Genomic DNA, 20,168 nt, shown 5'->3' on the forward strand with positions numbered 1-20,168 from the left:
TCCCCCATAGCATGGCGGCTGCTTTCATAATTGCATGCCGAATGTCGAAGTGTTTCAGTCGATTGTTGTGCGGGCACAGGCAATTCGAGCTAATTGTATCGACGGGCGTCGCCTATCCTTATTGGCGGGGAGCGCCTCTGTTTTGGCGTATGGCTATGGGTAGCAAGTTTTGAGGTGGTTCAGTGAAGGTATCAGACAGTTTGCGGGTCGATGCTTTCTCCATGCATATCGGCGACATCAAGGACGTGGAACTCGATCAGTTGCATGCGCTGTCGATCTCGGTCCGGTGGCCGCATCGCGCCGAGGACTGGGAATTTCTGCGGCAGACGGGTAGCGGTATCGTCGCGCTTGACGAGATCGGTCGCGTCATGGGATCTGCCATGTGGTTTCCTCACGGAGACGAGTTTGCCACCGTCGGCATGGTGATTACCTCTCCACGCTTGCAGACCAATGGCACCGGCCAATGGCTGATGAGCCGGATCCTAGACAAAGTAGCCGGGCGCCGCCTCAGTCTCAGCGCGACCCGGGCGGCACGCCGCCTGTATCTTTCGCTGGATTTCAAGCCGGAAAAGACGGTCTACCAATGTCAAGGGGAAGCGCGGATCGCAAAGGATTTTGCGCCGCTGCCGTCGGAGGGCTCGGTACGGCAGCTTGGCACTGAGGATCTTGTCGCGATCCTGCGGCTCGATGCCATCGCCTTCGGTGCCGATCGCTCGGAGCTGCTCAGGCGTCTCAACGAGCAATCGATCGGGTATGGTCTGTTCCGTGGCGCGGATCTGCAGGCTTTCGCATTGTGCCGACCCTTCGGACGCAGCCATGTCGTCGGCCCGGTCGTTGCATCCAATGACGCCGATGCGATTGCCGTGGTCGCGCCGCATGTGCGCAGCCATGCCGGCCAATTTCTCCGTCTCGATACCCATATGGAGACCGGCGACTTTGCATCTTACGTCTCTCAGAGTGGCATGATCGTCCACGATACCGTTCTGACCATGTCGCTTGGCAATCATCCCTCCAATAGAAACAAGGCCGTTACCGATATGATGGTTAAGTATACTCTTGCCAGTCAGGCGCTCGGTTAAGGCCTATCGCGCTCTTGTGAGAGGAGAAGGCGCCGTGCCGTCATCGTCAGCCGCCTTCCGCCCTCCGGCGTAACGACTACCGTCTCGCTGAATCCAAGTCTGGCGGCTGTCGCGTAGACATGGAAAACCATGCCTTCCTCCAGCGGCCAATTCGCATCCGGCAGAAAAACCCGGGAGAAATCGCTGGTGCGCGGCGTGCGGGTATAGAGGCCAAGCGTATAGGCCGTTACGTTATCGTAACGCTGTCTCAGTCCTGATGATATGAGACCCTGACGGACAATGGCATCCACCTCGCAAGCGGAGACGCCCGGCTTCATGGCTTCGATTTGCCGGTCCTGCAATGCGGTAATGCGCGAGGCAATATCCTGAAGCCTTGCTGACGCGCCGCCGATGACGATCGGCCGCATGAGGCGGGCGCCATAACCGCCCACACGTGGAATAAGCTCCACATGCAGGATATCGCCTGCGTTAAGCAATTCGCTCTTGAAGGAGCCATGCAAGAATTGGTGGTCGCCGTTGGCCTTGACGATCGGACCGGTCTCGCCACTATCAGCACCTTCAAGCAGGAACGTTGCGGCCGCAGTTGCAGCAGCCGTACGGGTCGAAGAGCCGGCCCGCGTGTTCTGCGCTATTGCCAGCATGGCCTTGTCGGCGATGCCGGCCGCTTGCGTCAGAACGGCAATCTCGCGGGCCGATTTGACCCAACGCAGGCGATCGCTGATACCGGAAAGAGCAACGAATTGCGCTTCGGGCAGGTACGCCCGAAGCTTGGCCGCCGTATCGGCGCTAAAGCTGTAGGAGGCGAAGTCGGCGCCGATGCGCGCGCTGGCGAAACCACGGGCATGGATGCTGCCGGCGATTGCCTCGTGCGGATCGGTCGTATCGGCAAACCCGATGATATCGGACATCCAGGTTTTTTCCCTGCAAGGTGCTTCGTCGAGTTCGCGCAGGACGAACCAGGGCGCACCGTGTCGCGGAAGAAAGGCGGCACGATACATGGTTTCCGAAACGGTGTAGCCGGTAAGCCATGCAAGGAGCTCACCGCTATCGATCAGGAGGAGATCGACGCCGGCGGCGTCCATGGCGGCATGTGCTTTGGCGATACGCCAATCATATTCGTCACGGGGAAACATGCAGTCTCAGGCAGCCTCGCAAATGTCGAGAATGGTGAGCATGTAGACGCGGATCATGTCGAGATAATCGACGATGTCGACGCGTTCGTCCGGCATCGTGTTGTACCGGCCGCCTGGCCCGCAGACGATGCCTTCCATGCCCAGTTCGTGGTAGAGATGCCCGGCATCCGTTCCGTAAAAACGCGTGGGGGTAATGGCGCCTGTTGGTTGCTTCTCGCCCCGGACGGCCTCATAGGCGGCGTTGATTGAGGTTACGATGCGCGACGTCGGCGAGACTTCGAAGGGGGGCATCAGGGGACGACCCTCGATCATCTCCGGAACAAGCTTCGCTTTCAGTCCGGAGAAGCGCTTTTCGAGCTCGGCCAATTCCGCGGCAAGATCGGCAAGGACGCCTTCCTGCGTCTGGCCGGGCGCATAGCGGGCCGAGCCCCGAATGCGGACGAAATCGGCGACCTGCGGCGGGCGCCATTCCTCCAGCTCACGTCCGAGCGCGCCATGGACGACGCCGACATGGCCGCGATTGATCGACCGGTGCACGTCGCTTCTCGCGCCGCTGAAGGTCATGGCATTGATACGCGGTATGAGATCGCAGGCAGCGGCAATGGCATCGACCGATTGCTCGCGTTTGGAGAGATGCCGCGTGTCGCCGGTCAGCTCGATCACAAAGCTCAGCGCGGCTGCATGCATGGTCACCGCGGCAAGATCGCTCGGCTCGCTGTTGATGAAATAGTCGGCTTTGACACCGTTGCGGATGGCGGCAAGCGTGCCGACGCCGCCCTGAAGCTCCCCGACGACATAGGTCAGGATCACGTCCCCCTTGAGCTTGATCCCGGCATCGAGCAAGGTCTTGACCGCGCAGAAGTAGGCGGCATCCCCTGCCTTCATATTGGAGACGCCGATACCGTAGATGAATTCGTCGTCGACGAGGCCGCCCCACGGATCGACGGTCCAGCCCTCGGTGACCGGATTGGTGTCGAGATGGCCGTTGAAGAGCAGGCTCTTGCCGCCGCCGGTTCCCTTCAGACGTCCGATGGCATTGAAACGCTCACCATTATCAAAGGGTTGCAGTTCGGACTGAAGTCCGATCGCCTCCATCTGGCGGGCCATGATGCGCGCAAGCTCGCGTTCGCCTTCGGTCTGGGAATGGCTCTTCTGGCGAACCATCATCGACAGGAAGTCGAGGCAGCTCTTCTCATCGATTGCTCCGATGAGCGATTTCGGGTCCATTTTTGATGCTCCTTAGAAGTCTCGTTCTGTAGGTGCGGTGCCGGCAGGCGTCGGAACTGCAGCAAGCAGCCGGCGCGTATAGTCGGCCCGCTCGGGGCTGGTGATGTCTTCCGCCGGCACGACTTCGAGGAGATCGCCGCGATACATCACCGCGATGCGGTGGGCAATCTGGCGAATGAGGTTGAGGTCGTGGGTGATGAAGAGAAAGGCGGTGGAATGCTCGCGATGCAGTTCCAGCAGCAGCTCGATGATAGAGGCCTGCACCGAGACGTCGAGCGCGGAGGTGATCTCGTCGCAGATCACCAGCTTCGGTCTGGATGCGAAGGCGCGGGCGATCGCGACGCGCTGCTTTTCGCCGCCGGAGAGCTGATGCGGATAGCGATCGGCATGGGTACGCGGCAGACGCACCTGCTCGAGCATGTCGCCGATCCGTTGGGCAATAGTGCCGTTCTCGTCTTCGCCATAGAGTTTCAGCGGCCTCGCCAGGATTTCGCGGATCTTCTGGCGCGGGTTGAGCGAGGCATCCGGATGCTGGAAGATCATCTGGACGTTCTTGCGGTAGGCCCTGTCCATGTCGGCAAGGCCCATAATCGTCCGCCCGGCGAACGTCATTTGGCCCTCGAACCGATTGAGCCCGGTCATTGCCTTGGCGAGCGTCGATTTGCCGGAGCCGGATTCCCCGACGATGCCAAGGATTTCTCCCGGCTGGACGCTGAGGCTGACGGCGCGGTTGCCGGCGAAGCGTTCGAAGGACCGGCCGGTCAGTGCCGACAGAAACGGCTTTCGGCCGTAATGCACGCTGACGTTCTCGACCTTCATCAGCGGCTGGTCCTGATAGGACGGACGTGTTTGTGTCAGGCGATCGCTCGGCCGAGGCACCGCTGCGATCAGCTGGCGCGTATAGTCGTGCTGCGGTGCATTAAAGATGGCATCGACCGCCCCCTGTTCGACGATTTCGCCGCGCCGGATGACGGCAACCCGCTTTGCAGTGCGCGACAGCAAGGCGAGGTCATGCGAGATATAGAGCGAGGCGACGCCGGTTTCAGCCTGCAGGTCGAGGAAGAGGTCGAGGATCTGACGCGAGGTGATGACGTCGAGCGCCGTCGTGGGCTCGTCGAAGATGATGCATTCCGGATTGCAGGCAAAGGCGGTGGCGATGACGACGCGCTGCTTCTCGCCGCCCGATGCTTCATGCGGCATGCGCTTCATCATTTCCGCCGGGCTCTTGAGGCCGACGCGATCCAGCATGGCTTCGCTCTCACTCCACGCCTGCCTTGCGGTCAGGCCGCGATGGCGCCTCAGCGTTTCCGTAAGCTGCGTGCCGAGCGAGAGCGTGGGGTTGAGCGAGGTGCCGGGGTCCTGGAACACCATGCTGATCCGCTTCCCCCGTATGCGATTGACCTCGGCCGGCGATTTCGCCGTCAAATCCTCGCCGCGAAGCCGGATGTCGCCGCTGGCCTCGCGGGCGTTTGACGGCAGATAGCGCATGATCGACCAGGCCATCGAGGTCTTGCCGGAGCCGGACTCGCCGACGAGGCCGAGAATCTCGCCGGCACCGACTTGGAGATCGATATTCTTCAGTGCATGAAACACGCCGCCCGCCGTCAGGTAATCGAGCGAATAGTTGCGGACCTGAAGGACGGTATTGTTTGTCGTTTCTGTCATCTCAGCCTCCGGTGCGCGGATTCAGCGCGTCGCGCAGGCCGTCGCCAAGAAGATTGAAGCCGATGGCGACAATGGCGATTGCGAGGCTTGGCCAGATCAGAATGCCGGCGCTGATGTGCATATATTGTCTCGCCTCCGAGACCATCAGGCCCCATTCGGTGGCGGGCGGCTGGGCGCCCAGCCCAAGGAAGCTCAGCGTCGCGAACAGCATGACGGCGAAGGAAACACGGATCGTCGTTTCCACAACGATGGGTGCCACGACATTCGGCAGCATTTCGCGCAGGATGATATAGCGAGAGCTTTCACCGCGGGCGATCGCCGCGCTCACGTAGTCCTGCTTGCGCACGGCAAGCGCTACGCTACGAGTGATGCGCGCCATGCCCGGCGCGAAGGCGACGGCAACGGCGACCAGTGCGTTGATGCTGCTGGACCCGAGCAGATTGACGATCAGCAGTGCGAACAGGAGGTTCGGGATCGCCATGATCGCGTCGATGGTGCGCATGATGAATTCGTCGGCGCGGCCGCCCAGGAAAGCGGATACCGTGCCGATGAAGGCTCCGGCAAAGGTGCCGGCAAGCGTGGCGAAGACTGCCATCGTCACGGTCGAGCGCGCACCGATCAGCAGGCGGCTCAGGATGTCGCGGCCGTACTGGTCCGTGCCGAGAAGAAAGCTGGCACTCGGCCCTTTATAACGGGCAAGTATCGACATGGCTTCCGGATCGCGTGGAGCGAGCAAGGGACCGAAGAGGACGACGATGAAGACGAGGACGACCAGGACAAGGCCGACCGCGCCCTGCGGCGTGCGCAGCAGCCGTTTGAGAAGCTCAATCATACTGGATCCTCTTGTCGAGCCATGCGTAGAGAATGTCGGCGACGAAATTGACGATGGAATAGGTTGCCGCCATGAGCAGCACGCCGGCCTGGATCGCTGGCAGGTCGCGCGTCTGGATCGCGACAATCAATTGCCTGCCGATGCCGGGAAGGGCGAAGATTTCTTCGACGACGATGATGCCACCAAGCAGATAGCCGACATCGAGCGCGACGACGGTGATTGTTGGCAGCAGGGCGTTGCGCAACGCATGACCGAACAGCACTCTTGACGTGGAAAGACCCTTGAGCCGCGCCGCACGGATGTAGTCGGTATGCAGCACGTCGACGAGTTCGGAACGCACCATGCGGGAGACATGCGCGATGAGGATGATCGACACCACGCAAACCGGCAGTACCAGATGGGCAAGGCCGTCGAGAAAATTCTCGGTCAGCGGCACATAGCCGGTCGGCGGCAAAAGCTTCGCCCAATCGGCGACGAAGAGCACCGCAAGCGTCGCCGTCACGAATTCCGGCAGCGATACGCCGGCATAGGAGATGAGGCTGACGATCATGTCGGCGAGCTTGCCGCGGCGGATCGCTGCAAGCACACCGAGCGGTATGGCAAGCACGAGCATCAGGGCGATGGATAGGACGGCGAGGAGAAGCGAACGGCCGAGAGCCTGGAGCATGGCCGGTCCGACAGGCTGACCGGTGCGCAGCGACTGGCCGAAATCGCCATGCAGAACACCGCCCAGCCAGTGCAGATATTGCAGCCAGACGGGATCGTTCAATCCCATCTGCTGGCGCAATGCCTCAAGCGCCTGGTCGGTGGCGTTCTCGCCCAGCATCATCACGGCGGCATCCGCCGGCAGGACCTGCGTGATCGCGAAGACGACGAGCGACACGATGAAGAGCGTGTAAACGATCATCAAAAGCCGCTTCAGGAGATAGTTCGGTGACAAGGGCCGTTCCCTGGCTTTGGGCGACCGGTCGCGAAATGACGCGCCGGCCTTCTTGCTACGGAATGCGTCGCGAACGCAGTATCGCACCGCGACGATTATTCAGCACCATCAGCTCCGCTTCGGCGCTTTGTCCGTCAAGGAGACGTAATCAAGGCGGAAAACGGAAGCGCGCGGATGAACCTCGAAGCCGGCGACCCAATCTCGCTTGGCGGCGAGAACATCGAAGAAGACCGGAATGATGGAAGGAACGTCCTCGTTCATCAGCTTCTGCGCCTCCGCATAGAGCTCCTTGCGCTTGGCTTCGTCGGTAATGCCGCGAGCCTCATTGACGACCTTGTCGAAGGCGGCGTTGTTCCAGCGCGTTTCGTTCCAGGCGGCATCGGAGGTATAGAGCAGCTTGAAGATCGCGTCCGCTGTCGGCTGCATATTGTAGAAACCGACATAGAAGCTGCCCTTCTTCCACACCTGCTCCAGATAGGTCGCGTGCGGCATCGTCTGGACGTTGATGGTGATGCCGGCTTCCTTTGCCATCTCGCGCAAGGCGACGGCGAGCTGGGTGCGCTGGCTCGGCTTGTCCGATGCAATCAGCGTCGCCTCGAAGCCGTTCGGATAACCAGCCTCGGCCAGCAGCTTCTTGGCTTCATCGATATTGGCCTGGCGCAGCGGCAGGTCGGCATAGAAGCGATAGGAGGAATTGAGGGCGGTATCGTTGCCTGGCGTGCCGAAACCTTCGGTGACGAAGTCGACCATCGCCTGCCGATCGACGGTGAGCGCCAGCGCGCGGCGCACGCGCGCATCGTTGAAGGGCTTGGTGTCGCAGCCGAAATTGATGTTGCAGAACTGGCCCGAAGGCACGCGCAGCGGATTGACGCCTTGCGCATCCTTCATCCGCAGATATTCGGTCGGCTGCACGGTCGAAATGATGTCGATATCGCCGGCAAGAAGGGCCGAAGTCTGCGCCGAGGTATCCGGAAAGACCTGGATTTCGACGCGATCGAGATAGGGACGCTTCGGATCGTAATAATCGGGATTGCGCTCGACGACGATCAGACGGTCGGGTTCGTAGGAGACAAGCTTGAACGGGCCGGTGCCAATGGCTGTCGTCGACAGCTTCTTGAAGTCTCCTGTGGCGATGGAGGCCGGGATGATGCGCGCGACTGTATAGGCTGTCGCCACGGGGAAGTCGGCGTAGGGGGTCGAAAGCTTGAAGACGACCGTCAGCGGATCGGCCACGATCACATCGGCGATGGGGCCGACATTGTTGAGTGCCGGCGAAGCGTTCTTCGGATCGCGGATCGCCTTGAAGCTCTGGACGACATCGTTGGCGGTCAGCGGCGACCCGTCATGGAACTTGACGCCGCTGCGAAGCTTGAAGGTCCATTCCGTCAGCGAATCGTTGGCGCTCCAGCTTTCGGCAAGATCGGGTTCAACCGACATATCGACCTTCAGCCGGGTCAGATTGCTGTAGAGCAGCTCGGTGACCATATATTCCGGATTGACGCGCGTCAGCAGCGGATGAATCACGCTTGCGGCCTGATCGACGGAAATGCGCAATGTGCCGCCCTTGGCGGGAGCGGCTGCCTGAGCAAAGCCGATGGCGGGCGTTGCCAGGATGGCGGCGGTGCTCGCCAGGAAATGACGTCGGTTCAGCTTCAGCATTACAATGTTCCCTTATTTTGTTGGCGCGTGTTCTGGTATGAGGTCGGTCGCAAAGTCGCGGGCGAGATAGGCAAGGATGCTCTGCGCCAGCGCGACGATATCCGTGGTCGTGGTATGTTCGTCGGGGCTATGGATGCAGCTCTCCGGACGTCCAAGGCCGCCGAGCAGGACTTCCTGCATGACGCCCGTCTGCTGCACGTAGCCGAAGTCCGAGCAGCTTGCGGCGCCCCATTTGCTGAAATCGGAATCCTGATAACCGAAGCCGAGGCTGAGAGCCTTCTGCCAGCGCGGCCAATGCGGACCGTCCGGATCCGAGGTCGGGATGAGATGGCCGACAAGATCGATTTCGACGCGCAGCTCGGGCGATTTCGCCATGACGGTGCGCACGAGCTCTTCGATCTCAGTCCTTGCCGTTTCGTAACTCTCCTCGGGCGCGTAACGGCGGCTGACGAGGATCTTCAGCTCCGCGGGAACCTGTCCCCCCGACGTGCCGCCATTGACGGCGGCGATGGAAAGCTGTGGCCGCAGCGGTCCGCTCGCATGCGGCGGCGCCGGCAAGGCGGATGCGAAGGCGGCCACCTGCGGCTTCAAGGCATGCAAGGCATTCAGAAGAGGAAGGGCTCCCTCGATGGCGTTGATGCCCGAGCCGGTGCGGTTGCCTTCGCCCGCGTGAACGGCGTGACCGCGAATAGTGATCTGAAGATTGAAGACGCCGAAGCAACCCGCCCAGATGCGCGGTGCCGCCGAACCGTTGAAATTGACGATATGTCCCTTGAGCATGCCTTGCTCGGCAAGATATCGGACCCCGGGATAGAGGCCGCCTTCCTCATCGGTGCAAAGGAGCAGCATCGGATCGTAGGCGAGCTCGACACCACAGGCATCGGCGGCACGCAACGCAAGCAGCGTCGCCGCGATGGTGCCTTTCATGTCCGCAGCTCCAAGCCCGAAGAGGCGCTCGCCTTCGCGTCGCAGGCAGAGCGGATCCTGTTGCCAGCCAGGAGCGGCAGGAACCGTGTCGACATGGTAATAGAGCCCGCAGACCGGCTTGGCGCGGGATCGTTCGGCAATGAGATTGACCCGCGGCCCGAGAGCAGGGCCATTCCTGACCCGCCACAATTCCTCCGGCAGGATCACCCGGCGGCAATGGAAGCCCATGGGTTCGAGCAGATCCGTCATCAGTTCGGCAAATGCCGGATAGCCATCTCCCGGCGGAAAAGAGGTGTCGATCGCGATCATTCGCGCGAGATCGCCGACGGCGCTCTCGACGTTCTGTTCTATGGTCTTCAAGGCGCTTGCAAATGGCTCCCCGAAAGATGACAAGACTTGATCGCGCATGCTCGAATTCCGGAAAAAACGCGCAGAAACACATGGAGGCCCTGCACTCGCATTTATATAAACTATATAGTAATGATGCTGCCACTCAGGCTTCGAGTCAACTCCAAAGAAGAGGCAAATAATTGCGCGAAATGCCCAAATTTTCAGCAGATGTGCCGCGTGCATCCGAGCTGTCCGTTCCGCTCTACGAAGTCGTGAAGCGTCAGATCACGGAAGCGATCATGATGGGTAAATGGTCGGCCGGGACCGTGCTGCCGAGCGAGATCGCGCTGTCGCAAAAATTTGGGGTTGCCGTCGGCACGATCAGGCGCGCCCTGCAGGACCTGACCAATGAAGGGCTGCTCAGCCGGCGGCGCAAGACGGGGACGGTGGTCACCGGTCGCACGCCGCAGCACAGTCTGCGCTTCTTCTTCCAGTATTTTCGCCTGCATGGGCTCGATGGTTCCCTGCAAAACTCGACATCCGACATTCTTTCGTTGAAACGCCGCGAGGCGAGCGACGAGGAGCGGTCGGGATTGCGGCTTGACGATGCGGCTGAAGTCATTTCAATCCACCGGCTGCGCAGCGTCGGGGGCCATCCGGTCATGCATGAGGTGATGGCACTTCCGGCAAGGATGCTGCCGGAATTTCCGGACAAGAAGGAGGAAATTCCTTCCCTCCTTTATCTCTTTCTTCTCGATCGCTATGGGATTCGCATCTCCGCTGTTCGAGAGCAGATTGCCGCCGATATGGCGACGGAGGAGGATTGCCGATTGTTGCAGCTGAGCATGCCGAGCGCCGTGCTGACGATCGACGAAGTGGCGTATGATCAGTCCGCGGTTCCGGTTCTCGTCGCGAAACATCGCGCGACCACCAGAAGCCATCGCTATGTGCATGAAGTTCAATAGCGGGCAAAAGACACAGCTCTTCGGCGCCTTAATCCGAAGACGAGCCATGCTATCTCGCTACTAGTTGCGTCTGCCATCTGCGTGGAATCGGCTCATTGGCTCGAAGTGCAAATGTCCAATCTTGTCTTTAAGCTTTAAAATGCTATATGTAGGTATGTGCCTACATGGAGGTGTTCTATGCCCATCACAAGCCTGTCCAGTCGTGAACTCAATCATGATGTGAGCAGGGCAAAGAAAGCGGCGCAAGATGGCCCGGTCATTATCACTGATCGTGGGAAGCCATCTCATGTGTTGATGACTTATGGCGAATTCGAGCGTCTCACCGGTAAGCGCCGCAATCTTGTCGACGCTCTTTCCATGCCTGATCTGTCGGATATTGAATTTGACACTCCTCGTATTGAGATCGTCCCTCGCGGGATCGATCTCTCTTGAAATATCTGCTGGACACTAACGTTGTATCCGAATTGCGGAAGATCGGTGACGGGAAGGCCGATGCGAATGTGGTCGCCTGGGCGAGAATACAAGATACAACCGACCTGTGCATTTCTGCGATAACGATCTTGGAGCTGGAACGAGGAATACTCAGCGTGCAGCGTCGAGACCCGGCTCAGGGGGCCCGCCTGCGTTCCTGGTTGGAGAATCACCTAAGACCAGCATTTGCCGGCCGCATCTTGTCGGTCGATGATGCGATTGCGACACGCTGCGCACATCTTCATATTCCTGACCGGCGCAATGAAGCTGATGCCCTGATCGCCGCGACTGCGCTCGTTCACGGCTTGAGCGTTGTGACACGCAATGTTCGGGATTTCGAGGGCGCCGGCGTCGTCGTGGTGGATCCCTGGCAAGATCGACCGGAGCGATGAGCTTTCGCCGGTCAATTTGTTGACGTGACCGCATTCGATCGAGGTGGCGAGCCGCGTCAATCGTCGGAATCATGATCGATTCGACCTCATCGATGGCAGTTTCTGCCTGCCGATCACTTTCCGAGATTTGTCGCAGCGTCCTGCTGCCTCTTCTGCCCGGGCGGCAGAATAACTTCCGTTCTTCTTGTATCTCTTGCGGCTCGTTCCGTGAGTTGCCCAATGATATAGAGTTAATGGTTGTAATGAAGTTTGGCTTGATTACAGCATAGCGATAGTGTGACTAGGCGCGGGGCTATGAAAATCTCGGGGCGTCCTTACGGATTTATTTTATGTTGGAAATGTGATAGCTGACATATATTAAGGCTGCGAGAGCGAGAATGGTAGAATTCAAATTTAGTGAACCACCTGTAGGAAACAGTGCTGACGACATTTCAAGCGAGTGCCAACGCCAATTGCAGCCTATCATTGGTGAAATCGTTCGGGTTGCGGCTGCAGCCGGATGGAATCAAAAAGATGTTCTTCTGGCGATGGTGGACGTCGCTTGGGATCTATATGAAAAGCGCCGAGGCGATCTTTAGCGGTCCCAGCGGCCCGATAATCGGTTTTTCTACTTCGCCGCGAATTAAGATTTAGCCCAATAGCAACCATCTATCGAAGTGCGTGGGATATATTTGTCCGCGCTAAGATTGACGGGTTTTTACCGCGTCATTCTTTCTTTACCATATGCATATCTCCCCTTCCAAACTCTGTAATTTATACTATTTAATCGCCCTATTAGCTGGCTGCAGCGTCGAGTTGGCAGTGTTGGGAAACTGGGATCTCAAGCGAATTTGGGGTCAGGTCTGCTTGTTTGCATTTACAGGATTTCGTTCGGGCGGGGCGATGAAGAATGAACTATGCGGGTGAGGTTCGGGAACGGGCCGATCGATATGTATTTGATATAATTCCTGAAAGTTCAGGCCCTAGGAAGGCCACCGCGCGCGGGAGCGTCATAAACTCCGTTCGCAATCCCGGATCGCAGACCTGGATTGCAAAGGAGCATGCGGTGGCAGTCGTATTGGCTCCCTCGCGTGGCTTGCGAGCCTCTCTCGGCAGCGACCGGATCACGCAGTACGATGCGCCGCTTGGCGGTCTGGTGGTCAATCCCACCGGTATGGATAGCACCCTTGCCTGGTCGGAAACCAGGACAAATCTTGTTGTCGCCATTCCTCCTGACGTTCTGGCCGAACTGGCGCTCCAGGAGTTCGATCTTGGCAATGTAGAACTTCTGCCGCCGGCTTTCGGCACCGTCGATCCTATCGCCCTCGGCATAGCGCAGAGGATTTCCGTCGAGCTAACCGGGAAGGCAACTCCGAATGAACTCTATCTGGATTCATTGGTTACGTTGTTCAGTACACATCTTCTCCGTACCTATGCGAATAATATGAAACAGCTTCCGTCGCCCAGGGGAGGGCTCTCCGCCAAAAGCGCTCGACGCGTGGAAGAGTATCTTCGCGAACGTTTCACCGAAAAGGTTCACGTCGCCGAGCTTGCGGCGGTCGCTGGCATTTCGCCCAATCATTTCATCGTGAGATTCGCCAAGACCTTTGGCATGCCTCCACACCGGTATCTGATAAATCTGCGCCTGGATCTTGCGGAAAAATTGCTGACCGAGGGCGAAATCGCGATTGCGGAAATCGCCTACATTTCAGGTTTTTCGGATCAAAGCCATCTGGCGACCACCATGAAGAGATACCGGGGACGGACGCCGACAGAGCTTCGATATATGCGATAACCGCATGGGCCTGAGCGCAAGCCCGGGTTCGTCCCAAGCCAATTCCAATATTCCGAGACCCATGATTTTCCGCGCGTCAGCCGAGAGGTGCTGGCGGCGATGGGGTGTTTTCCGCTCATGCGGCAGAAGAGATTTTTCGGAATGGAAAGAACCACTTGCCGCCGATCGTCCAGCGGTCCGCATATTCATGCGCAACAGCCTTAGGTTAAGTGTGGCAAAGTGGCTACACCTGCAACCGGCTAAGCAAAAAACCGTAGTTTTCTAAAAAAAATCCGGAATTTTCTAAAATACGGTTGCACTGAAATAAGGCCATGTTCCCGATTGGTAATCATCCGGTGCTCCATGGACATTCAATTCCCTGAATTTGAAATCTTTGCTCCGAAGATCGAGGTGGCCTGGACTGCCTTGCAAGAACGATATGCCAGCCGTCTGACAGGCGCGGAAGTCGATTATTTATTCGCCTGCCTTGTCTTCGGTCTGACCTCCCCGGCCTACGGGGAAGGAGAGCCATTATTTCACTTTGATGTCTGCCGCACCCTGGTGGCGACAAAGCTTCCGCCCGATCGGGCCGACGCCGCATTGTATTCCGTTCCGATATCGACGCAGACATGGGTCGATACGGTCCGCGAACAGCTCGAAAGCCAGGCCGCCAAAATGGGTCGCGCGCTTCAGCAAGCGCATAATTTCAACGACGACGCAGCCGCAGATGCGGGTTCACGCGTGCTTAGTCGTCCAGATAGCAGCGAGGAGAAAGCAGCATGAGCGAGTGCGTTGGGGACCATCTGCAGACTAAATCTCGTACCGGATTTGCTGGAACCTTTGTTTCAGCCGACCGCACTGATCGGTCGCTCCGGCGCCGCCTGATGGCTGTGCTGCGGATGGCCTCTCGTGTTCTCGGCATGCGCCGTAAGGACATAGGCCCCGGCTCGTTGGGTGCCGGCGGGAGCTTGCGTTCGGCCAGCGTGATCGGCGGCCTTGCAGCGCTCACCGCGCTCGGCCTTTCCGCGCCGGCCCAGGCGCAATATCAGGCCGGTGGCGGAACGGCGTCAGCCGCCAACGCCGTTGCCATCGGTAACGGTGCTAAAGCGAATAACCCGAACAGCGTGGCATTGGGCACCTCTAACAGTGCAACGGGCGACGCTTCGATCGCCATCGGCTATTCGATGAGTGTCAATGGCCTCAACGCCATAGGCATGGGTGTCTTCGCAAACGCCACCGGCGTCAATGCACTTGCCGTAGGCGGGAACGCCCGCGCACTGGCGGATGGGGCTTCGGCCTATGGTGTCAACACCACCGCAAGCGGCGCCAGCGCCACCGCGATGGGCAACGCGGCTAGCGCGAGCGGCGCCGTCGCCACGGCTGTCGGCGTATCGAGCCAGGCAACCAGCAACAATTCTGCAGCTATCGGTAGCTTTAGCCAGGCGACAAACAATGCCGCCACCGCCGTCGGCAACAACAGCCGGGCGACAGGGGACAGCTCGGTCGCGGTAGGTTCGGGAGCCCAAGGTACGGATAGTGCCACCACCGCCGTCGGCAACAATGCCCGGGCGACAGGAAACAGCGCGACCGCAATCGGGACGCAAGCGGTAGCCATCGGCAGCAGCACGGTTGCCGTCGGACAGGGTGCCGGCGCTGGGTCAACCACCGCCAATACAGGTTCCGTAGCGATGGGTATCGCTGCCGGTACGCTTGTCAGCGGCGCGCAAAACACCGCCATCGGCGGCGGCATTCCCAGCGTCATGAGAGGCGCTGGCTCGGGCGTCTCCGGGACGCGCAACCTCGCGTTTGGAAGTGGCGACGGTGCTGTCGCTTACGACGCCACCCTGAAGGCCTCCGCGGGTAGCCTCGTCACCGGCAACGACAATATCGCGCTTGGAACCAACGCCGGTATTGGCGTCAGCACTAATAATACGACGTCGATCGGCTACAACGCCAACGCTTCGAACACCGATTCCATCGCTCTCGGCACGACAGCGGCCGCCTCGGGGATCAACTCGCTTGCCATCGGTCCGACCACCGTTGCCTCGGGAGCTTTCGGCGTTGCCTTGGGTAACCAGGCACAGGCGATCGCTGCCGGCGGCGCTGTTGCAATAGGCTCGGGCGCAATCGTCGCAAATGGCGCCACCTCCGGCGTCGCTGTCGGCAACAATGCGAATTCCGGCTCCAATTTAGCCACCGCGGTCGGCCCAGGCGCGAATGCCTCGGGAAGTGGAGCCGCATCCATGGGATTCAATGCAAAAGCGACTGCCATTAATGCGGCAGCGTTTGGCGCGAACGCCACAGCGAGCCAATCAAACACCCTGGCTTTGGGCGAGTCTTCCACTGCCAGTGGTGTGAACAGCACATCGATCGGCGGTGGGTCGGTCGCCAGCGGGGCTCAGGCGGTCGCTTTGGGCATCAACGCGAACGGGGCAGGCGCCAACGCGATTGCGGTCGGAACAGCAGCCCAGGCCACCTCTGCTGAAGCGGTTGCCGTGGGCAATAATGCAGTTGCGACCGGCGGCAAGGCGGTCTCCATCGGCTCCGGCAATACCGCTTACGGCGACGGCGCGGTCGCGATCGGCGATCCCAGCTATGCGAGCGGCACGGGCGCCTATACCGGCGGTGCCAACAACATCGCCAACAGCGATGGCACGGCAAGCGCCACTGCGGCCAACCAGGCGGCCGGCGCGGTCGCGATCGGCAACAACAACAAGGCGATCGGCCAGGGCTCGGTTGCTTTGGGCAACGGTTCAACGGCGGGTGCGTCAGGCTTCGTCGGCAACGTTGCCCTGGGCAATGGCGCGACGGCGACGGCAAGCTCCGGCGACGTGGCTCTGGGTTCGGGTTCTGTAACCACGGCAGCGGTCGGCACGGCGAGCGGGGTGGTCAACGGCACCACTTATGCCTACCAGGGCACCAACCCGTCTTCGACGGTCAGCATCGGCGCGCCGGGCGCCGAGCGCACCATCACCAACGTCGCGGCGGGCCGGGTCAGCGGATCGTCCACCGACGCCATCAACGGTTCGCAGCTCTTTGCGACCAACCAGGCGGTCGATGCCATCGGCACGACAGTCAACAACATCAACAACGGCGGCGGCATCAAATATTTCCACGCCAATTCGGCGGCGGCGGACTCGTCGGCGACGGGTGCCGAATCAGTCGCGATCGGACCACTCTCGGTCGCGTCAGGCGCGAATGCCATCGCAGCCGGCAACGGTGCCAGCGCCTCCGGCCTCGACGCAACGGCGTTTGGATACATCTCCAAGGCGACGGGTGATTACGGCACCGCCATTGGTCCCAATGCTAATGCGACGGCCACCTCCACCACCGCGATCGGCCAGAACGCATTTGCCACCGCGGTTGAAGCAACCGCTCTCGGCAAACAAGCGAATGCCAGCGCCGCGGATGCCCTCGCGCTGGGCGCCAACGCCACCGCCGGCAACGCAGGCGCCGTGGCACTCGGCTCAGGCTCGGTGACGGACGTCGCCGTCGGCACCGCCAGCACGGTGATCGGCACCACCACCTACAACTTCGCCGGCACGACACCGGCTTCGACGGTGAGCGTCGGCGCGCCGGGCGCCGAACGCACCATCACCAATGTTGCGGCGGGCAGGCTCAACAATGGTTCGACGGATGCCGTCAACGGCTCGCAGCTCTTTGCGACCAACCAACAAGTGACACAGAACACGACCGACATCAGCAACATCAACAACGGCGGCGGCATCAAATATTTCCATGCCAACTCGGCGGCGGCGGATTCGTCGGCGACGGGTGCGGAATCGGTCGCGATCGGACCGCTCTCGGTCGCGTCAGGCGCGAATGCCATCGCAGCCGGCAACGGTGCGAGCGCCTCCGGCCTCGATGCAACGGCATTCGGATACATATCCAAGGCGACGGGTGACTACGGCACCGCCATCGGCCCCAATGCTAATGCGACGGCGACCTCCAGCACCGCGATCGGTCAGAACGCGTTTGCAACCGGTGTTCAAGCAGCCTCTCTCGGCGCTGGTGCGAATGCCGGCGCTCAGAACGCGCTCGCACTGGGCGCTCTCTCCTCCGCAGTCAATGCCGGCGATGTCGCTCTTGGCTCGGGCTCGGTGACCACAACAGCGGTCGGTACCGCAAGCGCGGTGATCGGTGGCAATACCTATAACTTTGCCGGCACGACACCTGCCTCGACGGTGAGCGTCGGCGCACCAGGCGCCGAGCGCACCATCACCAATGTCGCGGCGGGCCGGCTCAACAACGGTTCGACGGATGCCATCAACGGCTCGCAGCTCTTTGCGACCAACCAGCAGGTCGACCTGAATACGACTGGTATCACCAATCTCAGCAATATCGTCAACAACATCAACACCGGTGGTGGTATCAAGTATTTCCATGCCAATTCCACACTGCCGGATTCCCAGGCCCTCGGGACGGATTCGGTTGCCGTCGGCCCGAATGCGGTCGCCAACAATGCCGGCGACGTGGCCATCGGCCTGAATTCGCAGTCCGGTGCGACGACGGCGGTCTCGGGTGCCACCGTGGGAGGCACGGCCTATACCTTCGCGGGCACCACCCCGGCTGGCGCCTTCTCTGTGGGATCCGCCGGTGCGGAGCGTCAGATCCAGAATGTCGCGGCCGGCCAGCTCAATGGCGGCTCGACCGACGCGGTCAACGGCTCGCAGCTCTTTGCCACCAACCAGGCGGTCGACAGTCTCAACACGACGGTGACAACGATCGGCGGCAACCTGACCAATCTCGGCAATACGATCAACAATCTGGCCGGTGACACGTCGACGACCTATACCGATGCAAACGGTAAGGGTATCCGGTATGTGCGCACCAATGACAGCACGCTCGCCGTCAGCGACTCCTCCGCTCAAGGAATTGGTTCCACGGCGGTCGGCTATAACGCCACCTCCGTCGCCGACAATTCGCTCGCACTTGGGATGAACAGCCAGTCGACCATCGTCGGCGGTGTGGCCCTTGGTTCCGGATCGGTTGCCGATCGCGCCCTGGCGCCGGCCACCGGACAGATCGCGGCTGGACCGACGAACTTCATCCAGTACAATACGACGGATAAAACCCTGCTGGGCGCCGTCTCGGTCGGCTCGAGCACGTCCTATCGGCAGATCATCAATGTCGCGGACGGCACCAGCGCGCAGGATGCTGTCACGGTTCGCCAGCTTCAGGGCGCCATTGCTTCAGTCGCGACGACACCGAGCAAATACTTCCATGCCAACTCGGCTGCCGGTGACTCTCTTGCTGTCGGTGCCGAATCGGTGGCGGTCGGTCCGACGACCGTCGTCAACGGCGACAACGGCATCGGCATCGGCAATGGCGCGGTCGTCGACCAGGTTGCTCCGGGCGGCACGGCTATCGGCCAGAATGCCCATGTCATGCTGGCTGATGGCGTTGCACTTGGCACAAACTCGCTGGCTGCGGGCGTCCAATCGGTGGCTCTCGGCGCCGGCGCGCAGGCCAACAACATCAACAGCGTTGCTCTCGGCGCGCAATCCGTAACCACCGTGGGCGCTCAATCCGGCTACGCCGGCTTTGCGCTTACGAGCCCGCAAACCTCCGTCGGCGAAGTTTCGATCGGCTCGGCTGGTTCGGAACGCAAGCTGACCAATCTTGCAGCCGGTTCGGCCGACACCGACGCGGTAAATGTCAGCCAGCTGAAGGGTCTCGGCACCAACGTTACCAACCTGATCGGCGGCAACACGACGGTCAATCCGGATGGGTCGATCACCGGTCCGACCTACAATATCCAGGGCAACAACTACAGCACGGTCTATGATGCCTTCGGTGCAGTCGACAGCACGCTGACCAACATCACCAACGGCGGCGGCATCAAGTATTTCCACGCCAACTCCACGCTAGCGGATTCCAGCGCCAGCGGCACCGATAGCGTTGCGATCGGTCCGCAGAGTGTCGCCAGCGGAACAAGCAGCCTGGCAGCAGGACTTGGATCTACGGCGACAGGGCAGGGTGCGGTCGCCCTCGGACAGGGCGCGCAGGCCAACAATGCCAATGATGTGGCCTTGGGCTCCGGTTCGTCAACGCAGGCTGCTGTCGGCACGTCCGGCACGGATATCCAGGGTCAGCATTACGACTTCGCCGGTACCACGCCCGTCGGAACGGTGAGTGTGGGTTCTCAAGGGGCTGAGAGAACCATCACGAACGTCGCTGCCGGCCGTATTTCTTCCAGCAGCACCGACGCCATCAACGGATCGCAGCTTTATGCGACCAATCAGGCGATCGACAGCCTGCAGACGGGTGTCGGAACGATCACCAAGAATGCCGTCACCTATGACCTCAATCCCGATGGCAGCAAGAAGAACAGCATCACGCTGCAGGGCGGTGACGTGAATGCGCCGGTGGTCATTTCCAACGTCGGCAAGGGTGTCGCTCCCACGGATGCCGTGAACGTCGCCCAATTGGGTGATAGCATCACTCAGGTCAAATCCTATACGGACACAGCCGCCGCCACTACGCTGGCTTCCGCCAACAACTATACGGACCAGAAGTTCGGCCAGCTGAACCAGGAACTTGGGGACGTCCGTTCCGAGGCAAGGCAGGCGGCCGCAATCGGGCTTGCAGCGGCATCGCTTCGCTATGATGACCGTCCGGGCAAGGCGAGCGTGGCTCTCGGTGGCGGTGTCTGGCGAGGCGAGGGCGCGGTGGCCTTCGGCGCCGGTTACACCAGCGAGAACGGCCGCGTCCGGGCGAACTTGTCAGGTACGGCCGCCGGCGGACACGTGGGTGTCGGCGCTGGCGTCAGCTTCACCTTGAATTGAGCCTGAC

At 60.5% G+C, this 20,168-nt stretch carries 15 protein-coding genes; 8 read left to right on the forward strand and 7 right to left on the reverse strand.

Features of this window, described 5'->3' with window-relative positions:
- Positions 1 to 221: 221 nt before the first annotated feature.
- Entirely contained in the window at positions 222 to 1,079 is an 858-nt protein-coding gene (locus PH562_RS07645; protein WP_285172640.1) for a GNAT family N-acetyltransferase, read from the forward strand.
- Here the strand turns inward: PH562_RS07645 and PH562_RS07650 are convergent.
- From PH562_RS07650 to PH562_RS07680, 7 genes are all read right to left on the reverse strand, one after another.
- Entirely contained in the window at positions 1,076 to 2,212 is a 1,137-nt protein-coding gene (locus tag PH562_RS07650) for a M24 family metallopeptidase (protein WP_285172497.1), read from the reverse strand. The genes PH562_RS07645 and PH562_RS07650 overlap by 4 nt on opposite strands.
- Positions 2,213 to 2,218: 6 nt before the next feature.
- Positions 2,219 to 3,439, reverse strand: a complete 1,221-nt coding sequence (locus tag PH562_RS07655; protein ID WP_285172498.1) for a M20 family metallopeptidase — start codon at positions 3,437 to 3,439, stop codon at positions 2,219 to 2,221.
- Between the two features lie 12 nt (positions 3,440 to 3,451).
- Positions 3,452 to 5,104, reverse strand: a complete 1,653-nt coding sequence (locus PH562_RS07660) for a dipeptide ABC transporter ATP-binding protein (RefSeq protein WP_285172499.1) — start codon at positions 5,102 to 5,104, stop codon at positions 3,452 to 3,454.
- A 1-nt stretch (position 5,105) separates the two neighbouring features.
- Positions 5,106 to 5,936: an ABC transporter permease gene (locus PH562_RS07665; RefSeq protein ID WP_285172500.1), complete on the reverse strand. Its 831-nt coding sequence runs from the start codon at positions 5,934 to 5,936 to the stop codon at positions 5,106 to 5,108.
- On the reverse strand, positions 5,929 to 6,876 hold the full coding sequence (locus PH562_RS07670) for an ABC transporter permease (RefSeq protein ID WP_285172501.1): 948 nt from the start codon (positions 6,874 to 6,876) through the stop codon (positions 5,929 to 5,931). Before PH562_RS07670 ends, PH562_RS07665 begins: the two co-directional genes overlap by 8 nt.
- Before the next feature lie 108 nt (positions 6,877 to 6,984).
- Positions 6,985 to 8,535 carry an ABC transporter substrate-binding protein gene (locus PH562_RS07675; protein WP_285172502.1) on the reverse strand — a complete coding sequence of 517 codons (1,551 nt, stop codon included), beginning with the start codon at positions 8,533 to 8,535 and terminating at the stop codon, positions 6,985 to 6,987.
- 12 nt (positions 8,536 to 8,547) lie between these two features.
- Positions 8,548 to 9,870, reverse strand: a complete 1,323-nt coding sequence (locus PH562_RS07680; protein WP_285172503.1) for a M20 family metallopeptidase — start codon at positions 9,868 to 9,870, stop codon at positions 8,548 to 8,550.
- A gap of 131 nt (positions 9,871 to 10,001) precedes the next feature.
- On the opposite strand from PH562_RS07680, the gene PH562_RS07685 reads away from it, so the two are divergent.
- The 7 genes from PH562_RS07685 (at position 10,002) to PH562_RS07715 (ending at position 20,161) form a co-directional block, all read left to right on the forward strand.
- A complete protein-coding gene (locus tag PH562_RS07685; RefSeq protein WP_285172504.1) occupies positions 10,002 to 10,757 on the forward strand; it encodes a GntR family transcriptional regulator in 756 nt (251 codons plus the stop codon).
- A 177-nt stretch (positions 10,758 to 10,934) separates the two neighbouring features.
- Positions 10,935 to 11,189 (forward strand): type II toxin-antitoxin system Phd/YefM family antitoxin, encoded by a 255-nt coding sequence (locus PH562_RS07690; protein ID WP_113229179.1) that lies wholly within the window; start codon positions 10,935 to 10,937, stop codon positions 11,187 to 11,189.
- Entirely contained in the window at positions 11,186 to 11,620 is a 435-nt protein-coding gene (locus PH562_RS07695; protein WP_113229180.1) for a type II toxin-antitoxin system VapC family toxin, read from the forward strand. The genes PH562_RS07690 and PH562_RS07695 overlap by 4 nt, the downstream gene beginning before the upstream one ends.
- 377 nt (positions 11,621 to 11,997) lie before the next feature.
- Positions 11,998 to 12,198: a hypothetical protein gene (locus PH562_RS07700; protein WP_285172505.1), complete on the forward strand. Its 201-nt coding sequence runs from the start codon at positions 11,998 to 12,000 to the stop codon at positions 12,196 to 12,198.
- Between the two features lie 311 nt (positions 12,199 to 12,509).
- Complete coding sequence (locus tag PH562_RS07705; protein WP_285172506.1) at positions 12,510 to 13,394, forward strand: helix-turn-helix domain-containing protein; 885 nt, start codon at positions 12,510 to 12,512, stop codon at positions 13,392 to 13,394.
- A gap of 342 nt (positions 13,395 to 13,736) precedes the next feature.
- Positions 13,737 to 14,156, forward strand: a complete 420-nt coding sequence (locus tag PH562_RS07710; RefSeq protein WP_113229183.1) for a hypothetical protein — start codon at positions 13,737 to 13,739, stop codon at positions 14,154 to 14,156.
- Positions 14,153 to 20,161 carry a YadA-like family protein gene (locus PH562_RS07715; protein WP_483315328.1) on the forward strand — a complete coding sequence of 2,003 codons (6,009 nt, stop codon included), beginning with the start codon at positions 14,153 to 14,155 and terminating at the stop codon, positions 20,159 to 20,161. The genes PH562_RS07710 and PH562_RS07715 overlap by 4 nt, the downstream gene beginning before the upstream one ends.
- Positions 20,162 to 20,168 lie beyond the last annotated feature (7 nt).

It is taken from the genome of Rhizobium centroccidentale (assembly GCF_030182565.1).
In the GTDB taxonomy this organism is placed as follows: Bacteria; Pseudomonadota; Alphaproteobacteria; order Rhizobiales; family Rhizobiaceae; genus Rhizobium.

Coding starts and splice junctions, on each gene's coding strand:
- PH562_RS07645 (WP_285172640.1), top strand. CDS start 222: ATGCATATCGGCGACATCAAGGACGTGGAACTCGATCAGTTGCATGCG.
- PH562_RS07650 (WP_285172497.1), bottom strand. CDS start 2,212: ATGTTTCCCCGTGACGAATATGATTGGCGTATCGCCAAAGCACATGCC.
- PH562_RS07655 (WP_285172498.1), bottom strand. CDS start 3,439: ATGGACCCGAAATCGCTCATCGGAGCAATCGATGAGAAGAGCTGCCTC.
- PH562_RS07660 (WP_285172499.1), bottom strand. CDS start 5,104: ATGACAGAAACGACAAACAATACCGTCCTTCAGGTCCGCAACTATTCG.
- PH562_RS07665 (WP_285172500.1), bottom strand. CDS start 5,936: ATGATTGAGCTTCTCAAACGGCTGCTGCGCACGCCGCAGGGCGCGGTC.
- PH562_RS07675 (WP_285172502.1), bottom strand. CDS start 8,535: ATGCTGAAGCTGAACCGACGTCATTTCCTGGCGAGCACCGCCGCCATC.
- PH562_RS07680 (WP_285172503.1), bottom strand. CDS start 9,870: ATGCGCGATCAAGTCTTGTCATCTTTCGGGGAGCCATTTGCAAGCGCC.
- PH562_RS07685 (WP_285172504.1), top strand. CDS start 10,002: ATGCCCAAATTTTCAGCAGATGTGCCGCGTGCATCCGAGCTGTCCGTT.
- PH562_RS07690 (WP_113229179.1), top strand. CDS start 10,935: ATGCCCATCACAAGCCTGTCCAGTCGTGAACTCAATCATGATGTGAGC.
- PH562_RS07700 (WP_285172505.1), top strand. CDS start 11,998: ATGGTAGAATTCAAATTTAGTGAACCACCTGTAGGAAACAGTGCTGAC.
- PH562_RS07705 (WP_285172506.1), top strand. CDS start 12,510: ATGAACTATGCGGGTGAGGTTCGGGAACGGGCCGATCGATATGTATTT.
- PH562_RS07710 (WP_113229183.1), top strand. CDS start 13,737: ATGGACATTCAATTCCCTGAATTTGAAATCTTTGCTCCGAAGATCGAG.
- PH562_RS07715 (WP_483315328.1), top strand. CDS start 14,153: ATGAGCGAGTGCGTTGGGGACCATCTGCAGACTAAATCTCGTACCGGA.